Here is a 16,349-nt window from a genome sequence, read left to right as displayed (position 1 = left end):
TCAGCGCCCGGTTCGCCGGGCGCTCAGTTCCGGGTGGAGGTCTTCTGCCAGACGCCTTCGCGTTCCAGCAATCGTGTTGCCGCCACCTGTTCGGCCGCGCGCTTGGAGCGCTCGACGCCGGTTTCCGGCTTTACGCCGGGAATTTCGACAGTCACCGTAAAGCGGGGATCGTGATCCGGTCCGGAGCGATCGTCAACCCGGTAAGAGGGCGTGGTCGCAAATCTGGCATGCGCCCATTCCTGCAACTCGGTCTTGGCGTCGCGTCGCCCGGCATCCACGCTGGTTGCGCGGCCCTGCCAATATTTCAAAATGAATTTGCGGGATGCCTCCAGCCCGCCATCCAGATAGATGGTGGCGATCAGGCTTTCGACCACATCGGCGCGTACGTTGAGCATCGCCTTGCCGGTCAGTTTCTTCACATCCGATCCCGTGCGGATGAAATTATGCAGGCCCATCTCATCGCCGATCGCGGCGCAGGATTCAGCGCTGACGAGCTGGTTCAGACGGACGGAGAGTTCGCCTTCGGTGGCGTTGCGGAAGGTGGAGAACAGCAATTCGGCAACGCAGAGGCCGAGGACGCGGTCGCCCAGAAACTCCAGCCGCTCGTAATTGCCGGCTGCCGCCGAGCGGGCGCTGGCATGGGTCAAGGCCCGGTCGAGCCGGGCCTTTTCCTTGAACTCATATCCGATCAATGCTTCCAGACGGGAAATCTCGTCCGCCGAAAGCGGCTTGCTCTTGCTCATTCCACAACCTTGAAGAGGCGGTCCCAACGCATGTTGGCCGGCCATTCCCAAATGCGGCTGAACGGCGTGTCGTTGCCCAGCGAGAAGAAGATGACGCTGGCGCGGCCGATCAGGTTTTCCTCCGGTACGAAACCGACATCGAAGCGGCTGTCGAGCGAATTGTCTCTGTTGTCGCCCATCATGAAATAATGGCCTTCCGGCACCACGAATTCGCGCGTGTTGTCGCCGCGAGAGTCAGGCGACTGGTCGAGCGTGTCATAGGTGACGCCATTCTCCAGCGTTTCGCGGAAAACAGGCACATTGGCGCCCGGATCGGCGCGGTAATCGGAGGTGAAGGTGCCATCGGGCTGTTTCGGCACCGGCTGGCCGTTGATGAACAGCACGCCGTTGGTCACCTGGATGCGATCACCGGGCAGGCCCACGAGACGCTTGATGTAATCGACTTCAGGATTGGGCGGCAGACGGAAGACCACGACGTCACCGCGCTTCGGCTTGCTGAATTCGAGAATGCGGCCCGAAAACAGGTTCGGCGAAAAGGGCAGCGAATATTTCGAATAGCCGTAGGAGAACTTGTTGACGAAAAGATAGTCGCCAACCAGAAGCGTCGGCATCATCGAGCCGGACGGGATCGTGAAGGGCTGAAACAGCACGGTGCGGATGACCATGGCCAACAGCAGCGCCTGAATGATGACCTTGACGTTCTCCCAGAGGGCATTCTGCTTCTTTTCAGCTTTTTCCGACACTTAAAGACCTGCCTGATTGTTTCCCGGCTTCTTCGGCTTCACGAAGGCTTCCGGGCCGTTGTTTGTCGCGCCTGCGGCGGGTGAAGCGGTTTCACGCAGCCGGCAACGCTTTCATATTTCTGCGACTTCTCTAGAACCTTTCCAGCCCGAAGGGAAGCGCTTCTGTGACACGTCCGCAAATAGGACGCCAATGCGGCTTCACCGGGTCTTACCCGTTCACGGGAAGCGCTTCGATAATCACAAATGCCTGAGCGTAAGGAAAATCATCCGTGATCGTCAGGTGAATATTGGCGCGGTGGCCGGCAGGCAGCATGGCCGCCAGCCTCTCCCCTGCCCCATTGGTCAGGATCATGGTCGGCTTGCCGCCCGGCAGGTTGACGACGCCCATATCCCTCCAGAAGACGCCATTCGCAAGCCCGGTTCCAAGCGCCTTGGAACAGGCCTCCTTGGCGGCGAAACGCTTGGCATAGGAAGCGGCGCGGTTCTTGCGGCCATCGGATTTGGCGCGTTCGATGTCGGTGAAACAGCGATGGGTGAAACGCTCGCCGAAGCGCTCGATCGATTTTTCGACGCGGCGAATGTCGATCAGGTCGCTGCCCAATCCAATGATCATTTCAACATCTCCAGAGAAGCATTTTTATTGGCGGCGCGGTGGGCGAGATTTTCCATCTTGCGCCGCTGGAAACCGCTGATGAGGCCGTAGACGGCGATATAGATAATGACGGCGCTGATGACGGCAGGAAGAAGTGCGCCGATGGTCATGGGCTCCAGAACCGGTGTCCATATCTGCCGGAATTCGAGATGGCTGAACAGCGCCACGAAATCCACATGCGCCGCACTTGCCGTCTTCTGCCGGCCGAGGATGAAATGCCCCAGCTCCCAGGTGGATGCCCAGATGAAGGGAAATGTCAGCGGATTGGCGAAGGTGGTGCCGAGCGCGGCCGCCACGAGATTGACGCGCAGGAGAAATCCGAGCGCCATGGCGATGATGATATGAACGCCGAGAAACGGCGTCCACGCCACACCGACACCGAGAGCGACGCCGGCGGCCACCGAATGCGGAGAGGCGGAAAGCCTGAGCAGACGCAGCTTCATATAGCGCAGCGAACGGGAAAAACCCGTGCGCGGCCAGAAGAGGTCGCGAATCTTCTCTGAAAAACCAACGGGTTCACGGCGGCGAAACGGCATGGAGGGGAGTTTATTTCATCCCCCGGGCCGCGCCAAGAGCATCATAGACGACGCAGGGATTCTTTTGCAGGCGCATTTTTGGGCTGGCTGGGTGCCGGATCAAGTCCGGCATGACGGACGCGGGATCTTACGAATGCAGTGGGTATCGAGCCTTCGATATCAGTCCCAATTTAGTGTCGTCTATTGCGACAGGGGACTGAACCGGGATTTTTTGCGGCCTATTGGTCAACCAGTTTGGGACAATCGCTTGAAGCGCGCATTCACATAGTTTTGCAAGATACAGGGGTGAGCGTGCCAACAACTGCCGCACACCCTCCGAGTCTCATACGCATGGCGAAGGGCTGCCATGCGCTGAGTGCATTACCGGCGGAACAGGCCGCGGTCGATTTCGCGCTGGCGGAACTCGAGGTCGACATTCGATACCGAGCCGCTGAGATATTCGAATTCGCGTTCCTGGGTCGTCTTGCCACGAACGGCGCGGGCGATCTTGCGAAGCGGAGTAAACATGATTTTCGGTCCTTTCGGTTTGGAACTGGCGTTTCTCATCGGTGTTCATCCACCGGCACGCCGCGTTTCCTTCTCTTCAATTTCTGAGAAGAAAATAGTCGCAAACCACATTAACCACCAGAGACAGGAAAAGGCCGCTGCCATGCATCAAACGCATAGCAACGGCCTTTTATTATTTGCGAAGGATCAAAAATGCCTCAATCGAAGGCACGCGTCACCGTCGACACGCAATCGAGATCCTTGAGCTGCGACAGCAGCTGGTTCAGCTGCCTGAGATCCCAGACTTCGACATCCAGCGCCAGCTCGGAGAAGTCAGTACCGATGCGGACCATGTTGAGACCGCGGATATTGACATCCAGCGTCGCGATCGACTGCGCCACGGAAGCGAGCGTGCCCGGCTCGTTCAGCGCATTGATCATCACCCGCGCCATGAAGCGCGACTTGTTCGCCTCATCGAGGTCCCAGCGCACATCGATCCAGCGTTCCGGTTCATCGTCGAAGCGCTGCAGCGCCGGCGCCTGAATAGGATAGATGGTGATACCCTTGCCCTTTTCCATGATACCGACGATGCGATCACCCGGCACGGCGCCGGCGGCACCGAAATGCACGTCGACATTGCCGGAAAGGCCACGGATGGGCAGCGGGTCCGGCCCATCAAGCATTTCGGCCGCGCCATCATCCTCAAGAACGGAGCGCGATTTGCCGGGGATCTTGAAGACCATGCCGGATGCGCTGCGCATGTTGAACCAGCCATCATCGCCGGTCATCTTCACCGTGACGCGCTCATCCTGATAGTCGGGATAGACCGCGCGCAGCACATCGAGCGACGAAACCTCGCCGCGGCCGACGGCGGCGATGGCGTCTTCGACATCCTTCTGCGCCAGACGATGCAGCACGGGCTTCAACGCTTCCCGGGAGAAGGCTTTGCCGGCGCGCTCGAAGGTACGCTCCAGAATGCGATAACCGAGGCCGGAATATTGCTTGCGGATGGCCATGCGGGTGGCGCGGCGAATGGCCGAACGGGCCTTGCCCGTCACCACAACCTCTTCCCATGCGGCTGGCGGCACCTGCACGCCGGAGCGGATGATCTCCACCTCGTCGCCGTTGTTGAGGCGGGTGACGAGCGGCATGATGCGGCCGTTGATCTTCGCGCCCACGGTGGTGTCGCCGATATTGGTGTGAACGGCATAGGCGAAATCGATGGGCGTCGCGCCGCGCGGCAGGGCAATCAGCTTGCCCTTGGGCGTGAAGCAGAACACCTGATCCTGGAAGAGCTCGAGCTTGGTGTGCTCGAGGAATTCTTCCGGGCTGTCGCCCTCGGCCAGCGATTCGATGGTGTGGCGCAGCCAGGAATAGGCGTTCGATTCCGGCGAGAGCAGATCGCCCTCCCCGTTCTCGCCATCCTTGTAGAGCGCATGGGCGGCGATGCCGAATTCGGCGATCTCGTGCATGCGCTTGGTGCGGATCTGCAGCTCGATACGCTGGCGCGAGGGGCCGACGATGGTGGTGTGGATGGAGCGATAATCGTTCTGCTTCGGGGTGGAGATATAGTCCTTGAAGCGACCGGGCACCACGCGCCAGCGGGTGTGCACGATGCCGAGCGCCCGGTAGCAGGAGGGAATGTCATCCACCAGAATGCGGAAACCATAGACGTCGGACAGCTGCTCGAAGGAGAGCGACTTCGATTGCATCTTGCGGAATACCGAATAGGGCTTCTTCTGGCGTCCCTTGACATTGGCGCCAAGCAGGCCGTTGGCCACCAGCAGTTCGCGCAACTCGTCCTCGATCTTCTTGATCAGGCCTTCATTGCGCGTTTCCAGCTCCTGCAGGCGGTTGGTCACCGTCTCATAGGCTTCCGGGTTGAGATAACGGAAGGACAGGTCCTCCAGCTCGTCGCGCATGTCCTGCATGCCCATGCGGCCAGCAAGCGGCGCATAGATTTCCATGGTCTCCTCGGAAATGCGGCTGCGCTTGTCGGCCGGCATATATTCCATGGTACGCATATTGTGCAGGCGGTCGGCGAGCTTGACCAGGAGGACGCGCACATCGTCGGAAATGGCGAGCAGCAGCTTGCGCAGATTTTCCGCCTGCTTGGCCTTGCGGGTGACGAGGTCGAGCTTCTTGAGCTTGGTCAGCCCTTCCACCAGCCGACCGATGTCTTCGCCGAAGAGTTCGTCGATTTCAGCGCGGGTGGCGGTGGTGTCCTCGATCGTATCGTGCAGCAGCGCGACTGCAATGGTCGATTCGTCGAGATGCATTTCGGTGAGGATGGCGGCAACTTCCAGCGGATGCGAGATATAGGGGTCGCCATTGGCCCGCTTCTGCTGGCCATGTTTCTGCATCGCGTAAACATAGGCCTTGTTCAGCAGGGCCTCATTCGCATCCGGTTTATATTTTTGAACCCGCTCGACGAGTTCGTATTGCCGCATCATGCGATATTCCACAAAAAGAAAGCGCGCCAACCATGGGGTCGGCGCACAATGCTGCATCAATAGGGATCAGATTATGACGGCAACTATTGACAGACGGTAACCACCGCCTGCCAAAGGCATCATAAAATCCTATCAATAATCGTCATTTTTTTCCGGCGGCACAAGGCCTTCGATACCGGCCAGCAGTTCTTCTTCCGACATCTGGTCGAAAGTGACGGTTTCCGGCTGGTCATCGTCTTCGCCATCGGCAATGGCGGAGGCGGCGAGCGTGACCGGATCGGGCTCGGGCTCGTCCACTTCCACATGCTTCTGCAGCGAATGGATGAGGTCTTCCTTCAGATCGTCGGGAGACAGGGTCTCGTCGGCGATTTCACGCAGCGCCACAACCGGGTTCTTGTCGTTGTCACGGTCAACCGTGATGGAAGAGCCCTGGGAAATCTGGCGCGCACGGTGGCTGGCAAGAAGCACCAGCTCGAAACGGTTGTCTACTTTATCAATGCAATCTTCAACTGTGACGCGGGCCATTGCCTGTCCTTTGCGGGTCGTAATGTTCGTGGATCAAAGCGCCGTGCAGTCTTCAGGATGCACAAGGGTTGCTCTAACCTATTGAATCTGCGCTTCGTGCCTTGCGGAAAACGCTTGCGATCTCTCGCGACGAAGCTTTCCGGCTTCCGATACAGCCATTGGCCGCAGAATTCAAGTTTTTCCTGTCTTTGGCGTCTTTTGGCACCTTATCGCCCATGTTTGGCGTCTGATGAATAAAATGTCTAGAAGAATTGTCTTGGAATACGGGGGAAGGTAGCTTACTTAAAACGCAACGGCTTTGCGCGAAATTCATTGATACGACAATGATTTTTCGCGTTATCGACCGGATATAAAAGCCAGATAATGGCCTTTCCAAAAAAAGGAATGGGATGGAATGTTCGATCCACGGGAGAAAATTGCGCTCTTCATAGACGGAGCCAATCTTTATGCAGCATCGAAAAGCCTGGGATTCGATATCGACTACCGCAAGCTTCTGAAGGCCTTTCAAAAGCGTGGATATCTGCTGCGCGCCTATTATTACACCGCGTTGATCGAGGATCAGGAATATTCCTCGATCCGTCCGCTGATCGACTGGCTGGATTATAACGGCTACAAGGTCGTTACGAAGCCGGCTAAGGAATTCACCGACGCACTCGGCCGCCGCAAGATCAAGGGCAACATGGATATCGAACTGGCAGTCGATGCCATGGAACAGTCCGAGACGGTCGATCATCTGGTTCTGTTCTCCGGCGACGGCGACTTCACCACGCTGGTGGACGCGCTGCAGCGCAAGGGCCGCAAGGTTTCCGTGGTCTCCACCATGGCCACCCAGCCCGCCATGATCGCCGACGACCTGCGTCGCCAGGCCGACCACTTCATCGATCTGATGACGCTGAAGGCCGAAATCGGGCGCGACCCGAACGAGCGCCCGGTGCGTCACGCCGAAGGCCCTGAAACGGTCTGATCCGGCTTTACCCACCGACATGACAGGAACGCGTTCGTCCAAAAGACGGGCGCGTTTTGTTTGAGCGCATGCCGCCGCTTGCCGGAAAATCGCCCTTTAAATTAACAACCGTCAAATCCAGCCAATCGAAATTATATCTTGGTTAATTTTAGACGTGTCTAAATCACGCAACGGCGCCAGAGACATGATTTGGGTGCCAAAGCAGGATAAGAAGACATGCACGGCCAAGCCAAAAACGACCGACAGCTCGATGAAAGACTGAATTTTCTGGGGCTCGGCCCCGGTGAGAGGCAAAATCTTTCAGACATGAAGGGCGCCATTACCGGCTCTCTCGATGCGTCGCTCGATCGTTTTTATACGAAGGTTCGCGCAGTGCCGGAGACGGCGAAGTTTTTCTCCAGTGAAGCGCATGTGCAGCACGCCAAGGGCATGCAGCTCAAACATTGGGAGCGGATCGCTTCCGGCACCTTCAACGACGACTACACCAATGCCGTGACCGCCATCGGCCGGACCCATGCAAGGCTGGGGCTGGAGCCGAGATGGTATATCGGCGGTTATGCGCTGATGCTCGACGGCATCGTCAAGGCGGTGATCGAGTCCGAGCTGAAGGGCCTCTTTATGGAAAAGAAGGCCAGGAAGGTGAAGGACGCCTTGTCCGCCACCATCAAGGCCGCCCTTCTCGACATGGATTATTCGATCTCCGTCTATCTCGACGTGCTCGCCGCCGAGCGACAGAAGGTGGAGGCCGAGCAGGCGCAGATGAAGAAGGAACAGGATCATGTCCTCGACCTGCTCAACAACGCCCTCGACAGGCTGGCCAATGGCGACCTTACCTCCAGCATCGGCGAAAAGACCGCGCCGCAATTCGAAGGGCTGATCGCCAATTTCAATGCCGCGGTCGGCAATCTCTCCGGTGCATTTGCGCAGATCGTCGAAGAGGCAAACAAGATTTCCGGCAATACGCGCGAACTGACGTCTGCAACCGACGACATGGCCCGCCGCACGGAGCAGCAGGCCGCTGCGCTGGAGCAAACGGCCGCCGCCGTGGAGGAAATCACCACCATCTCCAAACTCTCGGCGCAGCGCTCCGAGGAGGCCAAGGCCATCGTTGAAAGCTCGGCGATTGAGGCGGCGCGCTCGCGCGATGTGGTGACGGATGCGGTGAAAGCCATGGGGGCGATCGAGGAATCGTCCCAGAAGATCACCCAGATCATTTCTGTCATCGACGAGATTTCATTCCAGACCAACCTTCTGGCGCTGAATGCCGGCGTTGAGGCCGCGCGCGCGGGCGAAGCCGGCAAGGGTTTTGCCGTTGTTGCCCAGGAGGTCCGGGAGCTGGCGCAGCGCTCCGCCACCGCCGCCAAGGAAATCAAGACGCTGATCGCCAAGTCTTCCGAGGATGTGATGCAGGGCGTTTCGCTGGTCAACAAGACGGGCGAATCCCTGAATACCATCGGCAACAAGGTTGATCATATTCAGGAACATATCGTGTCGCTGACCAAGGCGGCGCAGGAGCAGTCCGCCGGCATCCAGGAAATCAACGCCGCGATCAACAGCATGGATAATCTGACCCAGAAGAATGCAGCGATGGTGGAAGAAACCAATGCGGCCACGCATAATCTGAGCGATGTCAGCGCCAATCTGGCGGCGCTTGTCAGCCGGTTCAGCGTTTCGGCTTCGAGGGCGCATGTAGAGCGGACTTATCGGGCGGCGTGAAAACCGTCGATTTCAGGGACGACAGCCTTCTCCCCCTCCTCATTCCTGTGCTCGTCACAGGAATCTAGCCAGCCCAAGTCCTTGGGCTGAAAAGACTCTTCTCGCCGCGCAGACGCGCGTCGGCTGGATTCCTGTGACAAGCACAGGAATGAGGGCTGTGGGCTTTAGGCCGCCCCACCCTTCAGCAACCGCGACTTCTGCCGGTTCCAGTCGCGTTCCTTCTCGGTCTCGCGCTTGTCGTGCAGCTTCTTGCCCTTGGCGAGCGCCAATTCCATCTTCGCGCGGCCCTTGTCGTTGAAGTAGATCTTCAGCGGCACCAGCGTCATGCCTTCGCGGTTGATGCCGGCGCGCAGGCGGTTGATCTCCCGCTTGTTCAAAAGCAGCTTGCGGCGGCGACGCGGCTCGTGATTGAAGCGGTTGGCCTGCAGATATTCCGGCAGGTGGGAATTGATCAGCCAGATTTCATCGCCCTCGTCCGAGGCATAGGATTCGGCGATATTCGCCTTGCCTTCGCGCAGCGACTTGACCTCGGTGCCGGTCAGCACGAGCCCTGCCTCATAGGTGTCGATGATTTCGTAGTTGAAACGGGCCTTGCGGTTTTCCGCAACGATCTTGTTCACCACGCGCTGGCTGCCTTTGGGGGCCATGATATTTCAATCCCTTGTTTTTCTTATTGCGCCTTCGGCTTACCGCCGAGAGCGGTTTTCGAACCTCTATTTAATGTTGTCGCCGCAAAAAGAAAAGGCGCGCCGAACGGCTTCTGTTTCGAAGCGGTCCATGGCGCGCCTTCAGGATTTTAAGACGTGACTCAGTTCATCAGGCCGGCGTGCTTCAGCGCCGCATCGATGGCCGCTTCCGTCGCCGGTTCCAGCGTGCTCATCAAGGGCGAACGAACCCGGCGGTTGCCGCCGCGCGTCTTCGACAGCGCATATTTCGTGCCGCAGACGCCGGGCTCCATGAAGATCGCCTTGTGCAGCGGCATCAGGCGGTCCTGATAGTCCAGCGCCTTGGCATAATCGCCCGCAAGCATTGCCGCCTGAAATTCCGAACAGAGGCGCGGGGCGACATTGGCGGTGACCGAAATGCAGCCGACGCCGCCATGGGCGTTGAAACCGAGCGCCGTGCCATCCTCACCCGAAAGCTGGATGAAATCCTTGCCGCAGGAAATGCGCTGTTCGGAGACGCGGTCGAGCTTGCCCGTCGCATCCTTGACGCCGACGATGTTCTTATGCGCCTTGACCAGCGCGCCCATGGTTTCCGGCGACATATCCACCACCGAGCGCGGCGGGATATTGTAGATGACGATCGGCAGCTTCACCGCTTCGGCAACGGCGGAGAAATGGGCAAACAGACCCTTCTGCGTCGGCTTGTTGTAATAGGGCGTGACCACCAGCAGCGCATCCGCGCCGGCTTCCTGCGCGTGCAGCGCAAGCTCGATCGCTTCATCGGTATTGTTGGAGCCTGCGCCCGCAATGACCGGAACCCGTTTCGCCGCAACCTCGATGCACAGCTCGACGACACGTTTGTGCTCGTCGTGGGAGAGGGTTGGAGATTCCCCCGTCGTGCCCACCGGCACAAGTCCGTTGCTGCCTTCGGCGATCTGCCATTCCACATGGGCGGCAAAGGCCTGTTCGTCCACGGCGCCATTGTCCGTGAACGGGGTAATGAGGGCGGGAATTGATCCCTTGAACATGCAAAGCTCCTGGCGCCGAGCCGGTTCATGCTTCGGCCGCATTCGATGGTTAAAACCGGCACACATTAGTGCCAGCCCTTGGCGCCGACAAGCGCAAAGGCAGCCTATTTTGCCCGAAATTGTCGGAAGTGTGACAGTCTCCGGGCCGTGATCGGCAAGCCTGAAAAGCAAGTGCCGAAAAGAGACGCCGCTCGCGGGGCGGTGAATAAAAGTTGATTGAATTGCAGGGCGGCGATTAACATTTCATTAAGCCTGAAATCCCAAGATTTCGAGGAGGGACATCAGACCGTTTTCGGCAATCCCGCTGCAATGTAGCAATATTACAAGAAAGTCGGCAACTCCGTTACACGATGAAGAACGGCATGAAAAAGACAGTCTGGGGATTGATGGCGGCAGGCCTTGCCGCAACCGTGTGGAACGCATTGGCCGGACCGCTGCCGGAAGGTGCGGCACCCCTTCCCTATGTCAAACCGAATGCGCCGACCGTTCCGGCCTTCATGCCGGCCTCGCCTGAAATCACCGGCGCCATACCGCGCCTCAACCGTCCCGACGATACCAGCCAGCTGAAGGCAGGCCTCGACGCGCTGTCCAGCCGCGATGCGGCACGGGCGATTGCGTTGCGCAACACCATGCCGACCGGCAGCCTAGACCGGCATATTCTCACCTGGGCAATCGCCGTTTCCGGCCAGAAGGACGTCGCTTCCGCCGAGATCGCCGCCGCCCAGCGCGAGCTCTCCGGTTGGCCAGGTGCCGCCACCCTGCGCGCCAATTCCGAAAAAGCGCTTTACCGCGAAGATCCTCCGGCGCCCGAAGTGCTCGCCGCCTTCGCCAATAGCCGGCCGGAAACCGCGGAAGGGACCGTCGTGCTTGCCAAGGCGCTCGCCTCCTCCGGCAAAACGGCCGAATCCCAGAACCTCATCCGCCAGCTTTGGGTCAGCGAGGGCATGGACACGGACATGGAAGACCGTGTGCTTGCCGAGTTCCCCACCTATCTGACCCCTGCCGATCACAAGGCGCGCATGGACTATCTGATGTATCGCAGCCGCATCAGCCAGGCGAAGCGTTTTGGCGATCTCGGCAAGGCGCAATCGCTTTATAATGCCTGGGCTGCCGTGCTGCAGCGATCTGCCACGGCGACCGCACTGCTCGGCAAGGTCGACGCCTCCTGGCGCAGCGACCCCGCCTATCTTTTCGCGCGGGTGGAAAACCTGCGCAACCAGCAGAAATATCCCGAAGCAGCCGTGCTTCTGCGGCAGGCCCCGAAGGAAACGGCCAAGCTCGTCAATCCCGGCGAATGGTGGAACGAACGGCGCATCATCGCCCGCGGTGTGGCCGATCTCGGCGATTTCGCCGAGGCCTATCGCATTGTCGCCAATCATTCGGCCACCTCAGCCGTCGACACCGCCGATGCCGAGTTCCATGCCGGCTGGTATGCGCTGCGAGCGCTGCGCGATCCGGCGACGGCTTCGCGTCACTTCACCACGCTGCTCCAGACTTCCAACCGGCCGCTTTCCGCCTCGCGCGCTTATTATTGGCTCGGACGGGCGGCGGAGGCTGGCGGACCGGGCGATGCCCGTGACTTCTTCACCAAAGCCGCCGCTCATCCCGGCACGTTTTACGGCCAGCTTGCCGCTGCGCGAATCGGCGCCAGGACACTGAACGTCACCTATCCAAACCCCAGCAGTGGCGACCGCGAACGTTTCGCCGGCCGCGAGGCCGTGCGCGCCATCGACCGGCTGGAGGCCGCAGGTTACGGCTGGCGGGCCGACAGTCTCTACCGGTCACTTGCGGAACAGCTCGACAGTCCCGGCGAGCTTGCCATTCTGGCCGCGCGGGCGGAGGGCAACGGCAATCATCAGGTTTCGCTGCAGATCGGCAAGACGGCCTTCAGCCGTGGCATCGATGCGGCAGCGCTTGCCTATCCGCTCGGCGTCATTCCCGCCAGCGCCAATATTGCCGGCTCCGGCAAGGCGCTTGCTTACGCCATCGCCCGGCAGGAAAGCGCCTTCAACCCGGCCGCCGTCTCCGCCGCCAACGCCCGCGGCCTGCTGCAGCTTCTGCCGGGAACCGCCAAGGGTGTGGCCGGCCGCCACGGCCTGCCTTACACCCAGGCTCGACTGACCACCGATGCGGGCTATAACGCCACGCTCGGCGCGCATTATCTCGGTGAGCAGATCGACAGCTTCGGCGGCTCCTATATCCTCACCTTTATCGCCTATAATGCCGGGCCGAAGCGCGTGCCGGAATGGATTTCCCGTTATGGCGACCCGCGCGGCAAGCCGATCGACGAGGTGGTCGACTGGATCGAACGCATCCCCTTCCCCGAAACGCGCAATTACGTGCAGCGGGTGATGGAGAATTATCAGGTCTACAAGACAAGGCTCGGGCAACAGGCCGATATTGTTGACGACCTGCGCCATGGGCGGGCGGGGTAAGGCGGAGCCGCCAGCTATTCCATCTCTGCGCGCTCCGGCACGGGCGGCGGGTACTCCACTGGCGCCACAGCACGGATTGCCGGTCGATCCAGTTTCGCCGGCATTATCCCCAGCCTGCCCCGAAGATCCACAACCTGTTGATTTTATTCAATGTGGTTAGTTCTTCGGTACAGATCCGAAGATGCGTCGAGTGTCTTTGGGCAAATTCGTCAAAAGCGGGCGCCGGCTGGTCGATGCTCGCTTTGCCCGAACGACACCTATTTTCACCCAGCCATGAAAACGAAAAACCCCGGCATTTCTGCCGGGGTTTCCATCACTGACAATGTCAGATCAGATTAGAACGAACGCTGAAGGCGAACGAAACCGGTCCAGCTATCACCATTCGGACCATCGATGTCCTGATAGTTGGCTGCAACCTTGGCATCCAGACCCTGGGTGATCTTGTAATCAACCGTCAGACCAGCGCGCCATGCGTCACGGTCGCCCGTGAAGTCACCGTCCGGAGCGATATCGATCGTGCCGAGGTACTGAGCGCCGGGGGTGATGGTGAGCTTGTCGGTTGCCTTGATTGCGTATTCAGCAGCAACGGCCCACTCGGATTCTTCGTAGTAGTAGTTTGCGCCGGAAGCCCAAACGCCGGAGATACCGAAAGTACCCGGACCGATGTCAGCCGTCACGATTGCACGGATTGCACCGTTTTCCTGGTCGGTGTCGTAGGAGCCGAGCAGGTTAGCGGAGACCGCACCGAACTTGGCACCGATGATACCGCTTACACCAACGTTGTTCGGGCCTTCAAAGACGCCGCCCTTGGCAATGCCGAGGTTCGACGTAGCGTCGCGGGTAGAGTCAAGCTCTTCAACGCTGATACCTGCGTAGAACGAACCGGCGTCGTAGGTGTAACGCAGAGCGTTGCCACGGGTCGTGTTCGAAGACAGGATATCGGTTTCGCCGGAGAGATCGTCATCCCACCAGGTGTACATGTAACCGACCTTCAGGCCGCCGAGTTCGATGAAAGCCTGGTCGACGTTGACGCCACGGTCGCTGTCGTTGTTGGCTTCGCCACGCAGACCGATGTAGCCACGCAGAGCGCCGAGCTCGGTGTCGGTGCGGGTGTCGATGTTGAACTGGGCGCGCGTGAAGGAGTTCCAGTCAGACGTGCCGGACTTGTTACGGCCGAAGTCGGTCTGGAAACGGATGTAGCCGTCGAACTTCAGGCAGGTCTCGGTGCCGGGGATGTAGAAGAAGCCGGTGCCGAAAGCGTCGCAAACGCGAACATATTCCAGGGGCTCGGGCTCGGCAGCGACGATAGCGTCAGCGGCCTGTGCGCCGGATACTGCTGCGAGAGCTGCAGCGGAGCCGATGAGAAGGCTCTTGATGTTCATGGTTGACCTCCAGTCAAACGCTTAATCTTCTAAGCAGCGGGTGGGAATGCACATCAGAAATGCGTGCCGCTTATGGAGATGATTAGAGCCAAAACCGGCCGCACAGGCAATCGTAATCATGACAGAAGGAAGACAGTAAGGTGTCCTTAGTTTTTAGATGTTGCGAAATAGCTACAATTCTAACCGACGGGACCCCATTCCTTAAAAAACTATTAATAAATAATGCATTTCAAACACTTAGCGAGCAAAGAAGTCGATCAGGCAGCCTGAGGCCCGTCCCTCCTCCAGAATCTTGACACAACCGGGCCACGAGAAATTGTTCAAAAGACGATTGTCGTGCCAGAGAATCAGCTCTTCACCCACGGCGTGAGAAGCAATCCAGGAGCGATTCCTGCGACTTCCAGTTCGAGCCTCCCTTGATCGCGAATCACCGAGGGAGCGGCAGCCATTCCCCCCAAGCGGGCCAAAGCGTCAATCCATGCGCCGATACTGCTTTTGCCCCATAGCCCGCATCCAATACCTGTTCAAACGAAAAACCCCGGCATTTCTGCCGGGGTTTCCATCACTGACAATGTCAGATCAGATTAGAACGAACGCTGAAGGCGAACGAAACCGGTCCAGCTGTCGCCACCGCCGTTAACACCTTCGGTGCCGTCGACGTCCTGGTAGTTAACCGAAACGAGCGTCGAGAGACCAGAGGTGATCTTGTAGCCAACAGCTACGCCAGCGCGCCATGCATCGCGGTCGCCGGTGAAGTCGCCATCGGTACCGATGTCCAGCGTACGGAAGTACTGGAAGCCGGGGGTGATGGTCAGCTTTTCGGTTGCCTTGATTGCGTACTCAGCAGCAACCGTCCACTCGGATTCTTCGTAGTAAGCGTTAGCGCCAGAAGCCCATACGCCGGAGAGGCCGAGGGTGCCGGGACCGATGTCAGCCGTGACGATTGCACGGATTGCACCGTTTTCAGCGTCGGTGTCGTAACCGCCAAGCAGGTTAGCCTTAACAGCGCCGAAGTTACCGCCGATGATGGCGCTGATACCAACGTTGTTGTCGCGCTGACCGTTCAGAACAGTCCAGTTCAGCTGCGAAACGCCGAGGTTGTTGGTGAGGTTCAGACCACCGTCAACGGTCGTGCCGTTACCAGCAACAACGCGCTCGAGTTCTTCAACTGCAACACCAGCGTAGAAGGAGCCAGCGTCGTAGGTGTAACGGATGGCGTTCAGACGCGTAGCGTTCGAGGAAAGCTGGTCAACTTCACCAGACAGACCGTCATCCCACCAGTTGTAGTAGTAACCAACCTTCAGGCCGCCGAGCTCGATGAAAGCCTGGTCGACGTTGACGCCACGGCTGGAGTCGTTGCTGGCATCGCCACGCAGACCGATGTAGCCACGCAGAGCACCGAGCTCGGTGTCGGTACGGGTGTCGATATTGAACTGAGCGCGCGTGAAGGAGTTCCAGTCAGACGTGCCGGACTTGTTACGGCCGAAGTCGGTCTGGAAACGGATGTAGCCGTCGAACTTCAGGCAGGTTTCGGTGCCGGGGATGTAGAAGAAGCCGGTGCCGAAAGCGTCGCAAACGCGAACGTATTCGAGGGGCTCAGGCTCAGCAGCGACGATAGCGTCAGCAGCCTGGGCGCCGGATACTGCTGCGAGAGCCGCAGCGGAGCCGATCAGAAGGCTCTTGATGTTCATGGTTGACCTCCAGTCAAAGTTTTTAAGTGGGTCTGGGTACTTTCGCTGAAGGACAGCATTCCCTGCCCCATTCCCGTGTTCTTAGAAGCCAAACGATCCACCGCCTCGCTTCTGGTGGTGAAAATACAAAAGGTTTCGCCGCTTGCAATCGCCAACATCCGATAAATAGCATTTACGTATATGCTTCATTTCGGTTTGTTGCGGAAACAACACACAGTGCGTAGCGGGCCGTTTATCGCTTTTACAGTACGTTAAGAATTTCCTTGAAAATCTGTTAGTTAGCGAAGTTAACAAGGTCTTTCTAAACTACGAGCCTTTTCCGCTATTCCC

At 58.8% G+C, this 16,349-nt stretch carries 14 protein-coding genes; 3 read left to right on the top strand and 11 right to left on the bottom strand.

Annotated features, from left to right (window positions below):
* Positions 1 to 23: 23 nt before the first annotated feature.
* The 7 genes from rnc to rpoZ form a co-directional block, all read right to left on the bottom strand.
* Positions 24 to 743, bottom strand: coding sequence for a ribonuclease III (gene rnc / locus ACIQUH_RS00910; protein ID WP_400811875.1), 720 nt, complete (start codon positions 741 to 743; stop codon positions 24 to 26).
* On the bottom strand, positions 740 to 1,486 hold the full coding sequence (gene lepB, locus ACIQUH_RS00905; RefSeq protein WP_400811874.1) for a signal peptidase I: 747 nt from the start codon (positions 1,484 to 1,486) through the stop codon (positions 740 to 742). Before lepB ends, rnc begins: the two co-directional genes overlap by 4 nt.
* 208 nt (positions 1,487 to 1,694) lie before the next feature.
* Positions 1,695 to 2,099, bottom strand: a complete 405-nt coding sequence (gene acpS / locus ACIQUH_RS00900; RefSeq protein WP_400811872.1) for a holo-ACP synthase — start codon at positions 2,097 to 2,099, stop codon at positions 1,695 to 1,697.
* Positions 2,096 to 2,674 carry a DUF2062 domain-containing protein gene (locus ACIQUH_RS00895; RefSeq protein WP_400811870.1) on the bottom strand — a complete coding sequence of 193 codons (579 nt, stop codon included), beginning with the start codon at positions 2,672 to 2,674 and terminating at the stop codon, positions 2,096 to 2,098. The genes acpS and ACIQUH_RS00895 overlap by 4 nt, the downstream gene beginning before the upstream one ends.
* Before the next feature lie 360 nt (positions 2,675 to 3,034).
* Positions 3,035 to 3,181 carry a hypothetical protein gene (locus ACIQUH_RS00890; RefSeq protein ID WP_003496944.1) on the bottom strand — a complete coding sequence of 49 codons (147 nt, stop codon included), beginning with the start codon at positions 3,179 to 3,181 and terminating at the stop codon, positions 3,035 to 3,037.
* 197 nt (positions 3,182 to 3,378) lie between these two features.
* Positions 3,379 to 5,613 (bottom strand): RelA/SpoT family protein, encoded by a 2,235-nt coding sequence (locus ACIQUH_RS00885; protein WP_400811867.1) that lies wholly within the window; start codon positions 5,611 to 5,613, stop codon positions 3,379 to 3,381.
* Between the two features lie 132 nt (positions 5,614 to 5,745).
* Positions 5,746 to 6,138: a DNA-directed RNA polymerase subunit omega gene (gene rpoZ, locus ACIQUH_RS00880; protein ID WP_020009554.1), complete on the bottom strand. Its 393-nt coding sequence runs from the start codon at positions 6,136 to 6,138 to the stop codon at positions 5,746 to 5,748.
* Positions 6,139 to 6,532: 394 nt separating this feature from the next.
* Between rpoZ and ACIQUH_RS00875 the strand changes: the two genes are divergently transcribed.
* Positions 6,533 to 7,102, top strand: coding sequence for an NYN domain-containing protein (locus ACIQUH_RS00875; RefSeq protein ID WP_003509957.1), 570 nt, complete (start codon positions 6,533 to 6,535; stop codon positions 7,100 to 7,102).
* A gap of 216 nt (positions 7,103 to 7,318) precedes the next feature.
* Positions 7,319 to 8,818 carry a methyl-accepting chemotaxis protein gene (locus ACIQUH_RS00870; protein WP_400811865.1) on the top strand — a complete coding sequence of 500 codons (1,500 nt, stop codon included), beginning with the start codon at positions 7,319 to 7,321 and terminating at the stop codon, positions 8,816 to 8,818.
* Between the two features lie 164 nt (positions 8,819 to 8,982).
* On the opposite strand, the gene smpB is transcribed toward ACIQUH_RS00870, so the two are convergent.
* Together smpB and dapA are read right to left on the bottom strand one after the other, a co-directional pair.
* On the bottom strand, positions 8,983 to 9,465 hold the full coding sequence (gene smpB, locus ACIQUH_RS00865) for an SsrA-binding protein SmpB (RefSeq protein WP_400811863.1): 483 nt from the start codon (positions 9,463 to 9,465) through the stop codon (positions 8,983 to 8,985).
* Between the two features lie 161 nt (positions 9,466 to 9,626).
* Positions 9,627 to 10,511, bottom strand: coding sequence for a 4-hydroxy-tetrahydrodipicolinate synthase (gene dapA, locus ACIQUH_RS00860; protein WP_065115254.1), 885 nt, complete (start codon positions 10,509 to 10,511; stop codon positions 9,627 to 9,629).
* 362 nt (positions 10,512 to 10,873) lie between these two features.
* Between dapA and ACIQUH_RS00855 the strand changes: the two genes are divergently transcribed.
* Positions 10,874 to 12,946: a lytic transglycosylase domain-containing protein gene (locus ACIQUH_RS00855; protein WP_400811861.1), complete on the top strand. Its 2,073-nt coding sequence runs from the start codon at positions 10,874 to 10,876 to the stop codon at positions 12,944 to 12,946.
* A 335-nt stretch (positions 12,947 to 13,281) separates the two neighbouring features.
* Here the strand turns inward: ACIQUH_RS00855 and ACIQUH_RS00850 are convergent, their stop codons facing one another.
* Together ACIQUH_RS00850 and ACIQUH_RS00845 are read right to left on the bottom strand one after the other, a co-directional pair.
* A complete protein-coding gene (locus ACIQUH_RS00850; RefSeq protein ID WP_400811859.1) occupies positions 13,282 to 14,328 on the bottom strand; it encodes a porin in 1,047 nt (348 codons plus the stop codon).
* A 584-nt stretch (positions 14,329 to 14,912) separates the two neighbouring features.
* Positions 14,913 to 16,019: a porin gene (locus ACIQUH_RS00845; RefSeq protein ID WP_400811857.1), complete on the bottom strand. Its 1,107-nt coding sequence runs from the start codon at positions 16,017 to 16,019 to the stop codon at positions 14,913 to 14,915.
* Positions 16,020 to 16,349: the final 330 nt, after the last annotated feature.

The organism is Agrobacterium sp. NPDC090283 (genome assembly GCF_044769685.1).
In the GTDB taxonomy this organism is placed as follows: Bacteria; Pseudomonadota; Alphaproteobacteria; order Rhizobiales; family Rhizobiaceae; genus Agrobacterium.
Note: the sequence above shows the minus strand (reverse complement) of the source record. Positions and strands in the feature narration are given on the sequence as shown.